General features: G+C 41.4%; 8 protein-coding genes and 2 pseudogenes. 8 read left to right on the forward strand and 2 right to left on the reverse strand.

Annotation, left to right across the window (positions count from 1 at the left end):
• Positions 1-259 precede the first annotated feature (259 nt).
• Positions 260-613 carry a helix-turn-helix domain-containing protein gene (locus U8U68_RS21145; protein WP_322204342.1) on the reverse strand — a complete coding sequence of 118 codons (354 nt, stop codon included), beginning with the start codon at positions 611-613 and terminating at the stop codon, positions 260-262.
• Between the two features lie 182 nt (positions 614-795).
• Between U8U68_RS21145 and U8U68_RS21150 the strand changes: the two genes are divergently transcribed.
• The 8 genes and pseudogenes from U8U68_RS21150 to U8U68_RS21185 form a co-directional block, all read left to right on the forward strand.
• Positions 796-1,440, forward strand: a complete 645-nt coding sequence (locus tag U8U68_RS21150) for a TetR/AcrR family transcriptional regulator (protein ID WP_016289902.1) — start codon at positions 796-798, stop codon at positions 1,438-1,440.
• 78 nt (positions 1,441-1,518) lie between these two features.
• Positions 1,519-2,355: an ABC transporter ATP-binding protein gene (locus tag U8U68_RS21155; protein WP_016283899.1), complete on the forward strand. Its 837-nt coding sequence runs from the start codon at positions 1,519-1,521 to the stop codon at positions 2,353-2,355.
• A gap of 2 nt (positions 2,356-2,357) precedes the next feature.
• Positions 2,358-3,128, forward strand: a complete 771-nt coding sequence (locus U8U68_RS21160) for an ABC transporter permease (RefSeq protein WP_322204345.1) — start codon at positions 2,358-2,360, stop codon at positions 3,126-3,128.
• Positions 3,129-3,228: 100 nt separating this feature from the next.
• Entirely contained in the window at positions 3,229-3,555 is a 327-nt protein-coding gene (locus U8U68_RS21165; protein ID WP_103242667.1) for a PadR family transcriptional regulator, read from the forward strand.
• 99 nt (positions 3,556-3,654) lie between these two features.
• Complete coding sequence (locus tag U8U68_RS21170; RefSeq protein WP_322204349.1) at positions 3,655-4,383, forward strand: ABC transporter ATP-binding protein; 729 nt, start codon at positions 3,655-3,657, stop codon at positions 4,381-4,383.
• A complete protein-coding gene (locus U8U68_RS21175) occupies positions 4,383-5,105 on the forward strand; it encodes an ABC transporter permease (RefSeq protein ID WP_322204351.1) in 723 nt (240 codons plus the stop codon). Before U8U68_RS21170 ends, U8U68_RS21175 begins: the two co-directional genes overlap by 1 nt.
• 34 nt (positions 5,106-5,139) lie before the next feature.
• Complete coding sequence (locus U8U68_RS21180) at positions 5,140-5,328, forward strand: cysteine-rich KTR domain-containing protein (RefSeq protein ID WP_322204353.1); 189 nt, start codon at positions 5,140-5,142, stop codon at positions 5,326-5,328.
• Positions 5,329-5,803: 475 nt separating this feature from the next.
• Positions 5,804-6,055, forward strand: a pseudogene (locus U8U68_RS21185) (RNA polymerase subunit sigma); the annotation flags it as partial.
• Here U8U68_RS21185 and U8U68_RS21190 read toward each other — a convergent pair.
• A pseudogene (locus U8U68_RS21190) lies at positions 6,035-6,226 on the reverse strand (recombinase family protein); the annotation flags it as partial. The pseudogenes U8U68_RS21185 and U8U68_RS21190 overlap by 21 nt on opposite strands.
• Positions 6,227-6,447: the final 221 nt, after the last annotated feature.

Consider the following 6,447-nt stretch of genomic DNA (forward strand, 5'->3'; position numbering starts at 1 on the left):
TGCCGAATACATTGAAATCAACACCACTGACACCGCCGAGGCGGGCTGACCCCCGCCAAAGCATAAAATCCTTTTGACAGTGTGCTTTCCTAATAAAACGCAATCTTATGCTTGCTACGAATGTTTTTATCCCTTAGGCTCTTATCCCCTACTACGGAGAATAAACAATTTTGCCAAACTTACGCAAAAGAAAAACGCTGCAATCTTCAAAAAAGATTACAATGTTCTCTAAACCTTATTCAATTCTGACGGACACATTTCATCTGCCCTCTTTTTCGACTTCGGAAATCTCTTTTGCTGTTTCGGTCACAATCCGTATGCCTGTATCGCTCATGCCGTCAAGGAGCGCGTCAAGCTGCCGCCGCTGCGTGTTCTTTTCCGGCGGCGTTTCCAAAAGGAACTGGTCTACGGATATATTGTAGCGGAGCATTAGCTCAAAGAATATCTGTAAACTTGGGTGCTGCCCCTTGTTCTCAATGTTCGCAAGGTAGCGCGGCGAGATAAACATTTCGTCGCCTACTTTCTTGCGGCTTTCCTTGCGCCCCTCACGCGCTGCCTTGATTGCTTCACCAAAAGCCTTAAAGTCGTATCGTGGTACTGGTCTTTTTGCCATAGTTATTCACCCTCTTACATTTTACTGTTCCCCTTTCTTCTTGGATGTGTCTACACAGTTCTATCAGTTAGCCAAAATAGAGCATATATACTTGTAACCTTTTCCTTGAAGTCTATTGACAACGCAAAGAATAAGAGCTATAATAGGCAAAACATACATACGTATGTTTTGGAGGTGATTGTATGCCACGTTCTGATAAAAAAACGAAACAGGAGATATTAGAAACAGCCACACGTCTTTTTGCCGAAAAGGGATTAGAAAATGTCAATGTTGAAGATGTTGTAAAAGAGCTTGGCGTAACTCGCGGAGCATTTTATCATTACTTCAAATCACGTGAAGAATTGATTTCCGGCGTTATGTATAAGTCTTTTAATGACAACAATCCGTTTGTCCTTGCTAACAGGCAGAAAGAGCTAAACGCCCTTGAAAAACTTAGGTTTGTATTCAAACTTGACCTCACGCCCCGTTTGGATATGAGCGATAGTTTAAGAGCAGAAATGAAAAAACTATCAGATAGCCCTGTTGTCTTTAAGAACGAAATGCTTACGCAAGTAAATGTAGTAGCTCCCTACGTTGAAAAACTGTTGATTGAGGGAAATACGGACGGTTCGATTTCCGTAAAATACCCAAAGCAAACAGCGCAAGTTATCTCTATGCTGATTGCTTCATGGTTAAGTCCTTTTACATTTCAAGTATCTTACAAAGAGTATTCCGATAAAGTATCATTTCTCGAACAGTTGGGACAAGTGTTGGGCGTACCCTTTATGGATAAAGAAATGAAAGAGCTTCTGGACGAAATAGGCAAACACGAATTTGAAAAAGAATAAAGTCTTAATTTAACTGCCCATATAGGCAGTTAAATTAAGACCAAAAACATACATACGTATGTATTGAAGGAGGATAACATGATAGAAACTATGATTGACGTATCGGGATTAAAAAAATCTTATAAGGCAAATCACGTCTTGAAAGATGTTAGCTTTACTGTCCGTAAAGGCAGTGTGTTTGCCCTGCTCGGCTCAAACGGCGCAGGGAAAACAACTGTCGTAAAAATCCTTTCTACATTGATGAAGCCGGACAGCGGCAAAGCAACCATTAACGGCTTTGATGTGGTTCGTCAAGGATATTATGTGCGTGAGTGCATTAGTCTGACAGGGCAATTCACAGCGGTAGATGAAGTTTTGACGGGTAGAGAAAATCTAAACCTTATCGGACAGCTTAAACGTCTGAACGATGTCAAAAATAAGGTGAATGAGTGGTTGGCTTTCTTCCATTTGCAGGACGCAGCAGACAGCAAAGTATCTACTTATTCTGGAGGTATGCGTCGCAGATTAGATATAGCCATGAGCCTTATGGGAAAGCCACAAATTATTTTTCTTGATGAACCCACCACTGGGCTTGACCCTCAAAATCGTATCGCTATGTGGGATTTAGTAAAAGAATTAGCTGCCGGAGGAACAACGGTATTCCTTACTACACAGTATTTGGAAGAAGCAGAATATCTTGCGGATTATATCGCCATTCTTCATGGTGGTGAGATACTTGCAGAGGGGACACCGCAATACCTAAAAACGATAATGCCGCAGCGCGGCGCGCAACTCAATTTTCAAAATGAAGAACAAGCAGCCGAAGCAATGGCATTATTAAATGAGAACGGTATAACGATTGACAGCTTTGAGCAAAAACTTCCCTCTTTGGAAAAAGTGTTTTTAACGTTGACTGATGAAAAAGGAGGAAAATAATCGTGCATAAACTCAAAAGTATATCATTTCTTGACTCTTGGATAATGTTTAAACGCTGCCTGCTTATTTCTTTGCGAAACCCCGAAGCATTGTTAATGGCAACAATAACACCATTCTTTTTAATGCTCTTGTTTGGAACGGTATTTGGGAATATAGCAGATGTGGGAAGCCTAAACTACATTGATTTTATTGTGCCGGGAATTATTATGCAAAGTCTTGGACAGGCTTCTCAACACTCGGCAATGAACGTCGCAACAGATATGACAAAAGGCATAATAGACCGTTTCCGTTCTATGTCAATTTCAAAATCTGCCGTACTGATAGGTCATACTGGTGCGGGAGTAGTGAGAAATACAATTTCAAGCACCGTAATCATCATTACCGCCTTTGTCCTTGGTTTTCGGCCACATAGCGGCTTTGTGGATTGGCTTATTGTTGTAGCCTTGCTTATCTTAGTAAACATTGCGATTTCATTGCTTGCTGTACTATGTGGACTAATTTCAAAATCGCCGGAGGGCTCCAGTGGTCTAATGTTCCCACTCTTTATTTTGCCTTTCATCAGTTCCGGCTTTGCTCCTACTGATACCATGTCCGGAGGTATTAGATGGTTTGCAGAAATCCAACCTATGACACCGATTATTGACAGTATTCGTGCCTTGACGCTTGGCTTGCCTTTGGGGAACAGCTTGTGGATAGCTCTTGCTTGGTGCATAGCAACAATTATAATTGCGTTTAGCGCAGCAGCACAAGTTTATAAGCACAGACTATCATAGGCACATTATACCTTTTACATATTTTTTTATAACAGCTTTATAGATTCACATATGGAGAGAACTTTATGAGATATATAAAAACAGGAAAGGAGTATATTGCATGGTTTTTAACACAGGCGCGGCATTGCTGGATGCCGTTGTGCTGGCTATGATATCCCATGAGCCAGAGGGTACATACGGGTATAAAATTACACAGGAGGTGCGGCAGGTCATTGAAATTTCTGAATCTGTGCTGTATTCAGTTCTGCGCAGGTTACAGAAAGATGAGTGTCTGGAAGCGTATGATATGGAATGTGCGGGGCGCAACAGGCGTTACTACAAGATTACGGAGAAAGGAAGAACGCAGCTTAATCCGTATATTAGCGAGTGGTATCGGTATTCTGCCAAATTGAACGGTATCTTTGAGGGATGTTTAAGGAATGGATAGAACAGAATTTATGAGTAAACTGTCGGCTCTGCCTGGTGATGTGCCGTCTGCGGAGCGGGAAAAGGCAATACAATATTCAAAATATGAGGAGGAAATCTAATGTCAACAGAACAAGCCATTCACACGAAAGGATTATGCAAATCCTTTGGAAAAAATGAGGTGCTTCGTAAATGCTCATTAACCGTAGAAAAAGGAACAATATACGGCTTTTTGGGTATCAATGGAGCAGGAAAAACAACTATGTTCAAAATACTAACCGGCTTATTAACCCCTACTTTGGGCGAGGTTCAAGTATTAGGAAAAGATGTTACAGTACAGAAAGCTGATATATTACGGCATATCGGCAGTATGATTGATGTTCCTGTTTTTTACGAACATTTATCAGCAAGAGAAAACCTAAGCATACATCTTGCCTATATGGGTGTTAAAAAAGCCGATACGGAAACGGCCTTATCCAAAGTTGGATTGCAGAGCGTTGGCAATCAGCCTGTTTCGGAGTTTTCACTTGGTATGAGGCAATGTTTGGCTATTGCACGTGCAATGGTACATCAGCCTAAACTGCTTATACTGGACGAGCCTGTTAATGGGCTTGACCCCGTAGGTATTCGTGAAATGCGTGATTTATTCAAAAGCCTTGTAGAAAAGGACGGAATAACTATTCTTTTTTCAAGTCATATTTTATCTGAGGTAGAACATATAGCGGATAAAATCGGTATCATTTCAAATGGTGTGATTGTGCGGGAAATGACATTGCAGGAATTGAAAAAAGACAGCTCATTTAACCTTGAAGAATGTTTCATTTCGATTGTGAAAGAGGGGGAAAGATAATGTTGTATTTGATAGAACTTGAAATTAAACGTAACCGATTGAAAGGCTACATAACTGCGGGACTTTTAATTACATTTGCAGTATTAGGTCTTGTTTACTTATTTGCTGCAATACCACATCTTGACGCTTCTGATACAGATGTTCAGATATTTATTACATATAACGGCATAGCCATCTTATCGTTAGTTGTTGCTACGGCTTGCTTTTCTATCTTATCGTCGGCAATGTATAACAGATTTATTGTTGAAGAATATGCAAGCAAAAAAGTTTTTTTGCTTTTCTCATACCCTGTTAAGCGAAGCCGAGTATTATTGGCAAAAGTTATAACTGTATTTTTGTTTACATTTGTTTCCATGCTGTTTAGCGGCGTGATTACTTTTACAATATTCTTTACTACCGAAGCGTTTGTTCCTATTTGTCAAGAAGCTATAACAATGTCAACGCTATTCGGGATTGCAATATCGCTTATTGCTTACTCTATAATAGCTGCTGCATTGGCGGTAATATCTTTGTGGTTTGGATATTGGAGAAAATCCGCTTCTGTAACAATTATAGTGGGCGTGATTGTTTCATGTATTTTCGGTAGCTTTGCGTCTGAAATCCTTTTAGCAGGAGAGATATTTAACAGCGTTATTGTTCTTGTGATTGCGGCGGCAAGTATATTAGTTGCTTTCGTTTTGACAAAAGCACTCTCTAAAAAAATCAGCACTATGGAGGTGTAACACTTTCAACTTGGACGGAAAACAAGGATTTGCTATGATAGCTGAACAATGGTTATTATGCCCGGTATGCGGCAACAAAACGCAGGTAAAGATACGCGGCGACACGATACTTGAAAACTTCCCATTGTTCTGTCCGAAATGTAAACAGGAAACGCTTATCAATGTAAAGCAACTGAATATGTCAGTTATCAAAGAGCCAGACGCACAGACGCAGAGCCGATAAACTTGCGAGTAATCGCAGTTTGTCGGCTCTCTTTATATCCCCCAATATTAAGCCGTTTCTATAAACTCATTACCCTGTCTATCAGCGGCGGCTTTGAATAAATCAAGGCTGCCGTTTCTTTCTATCCTCTGAAAAGGAATGACGCCACAAACGCCAACAGATACGGCGGCTAAAAGGAGGTAGACGCCATGAAGCACATACCGTATCGACAAAATCCGACGGTCATTGACTTGTTAAAAAAAGCCCGACCACCACCGGGGGAAATTACGCTTTTATATATGAACTGTCTAATCATCTAAATACTACTTATAATACCTATACGCCTGTCCGGGCTTTTCGGACAGGCGTATTTTGCTGCTCAAAAAATTTTTTGAAGAAATTTCAAAAAAATCTTCGGCGTTTTTGAAAACCGCCGTATTGCCCCGCGAAAAGGGGGAAGCACCACCAACTTTCCAACGAGAAAGGAGGTGAGAATGTGGAACCTAATAGCAGGGAGTTTTACAAACAGTGTGCTTTTCAGAAGTTTTGTAATACGGTATTGCACAATGAAGCGTGCGACACTCATAGAGAGCTTCGCAGACACAAGGCAAAGGAAGTGACCTTTTCTGACATGACCTTAGATGAAGCGCGGCAGCTTCATACGTTTGACGAATATTTCAAACGGGAAACTGTCGAAACCGTCTTTGAGAAAGCCGGGAAGAAAATCACGCCGAAGGTCCTTTACCAGAATCACATTGATCCGCTTTGCCTTTGCGTCCTCGATTAACCGCCTGACGCCTGGGCGGTTGAAGTTCGTGCCGGAGTATCCGTCATCAATATAGACATCGACCTCATTCCAGCCGCGCTGCCTGACATAGTTTTGAAGCAGCAACTTCTGGTTCTCAAGTCTGTCTGCTTCCGGGGTATGTATGACCGTATAGGCCAGTGTTTGAGTCATAACAACATCTCCTGTTACAATATATTTGCCCCATATATGTGGCAGCCAGCCACAGGCTTGGGACATCTCATGCCAAAGCTGTTAGAATGGGTAGGCAATGGTCTGATTTACAGCTCCAAGAGCGAAACGCTCGTCAGAAAGTCCGTCAGCCATCCCCCCATTCGCAGCGTTCGATTTGTGCA

It is taken from the genome of Acutalibacter intestini (assembly GCF_034334985.1).
Lineage (GTDB): Bacteria > Bacillota > Clostridia > Oscillospirales > Acutalibacteraceae > Acutalibacter > Acutalibacter intestini.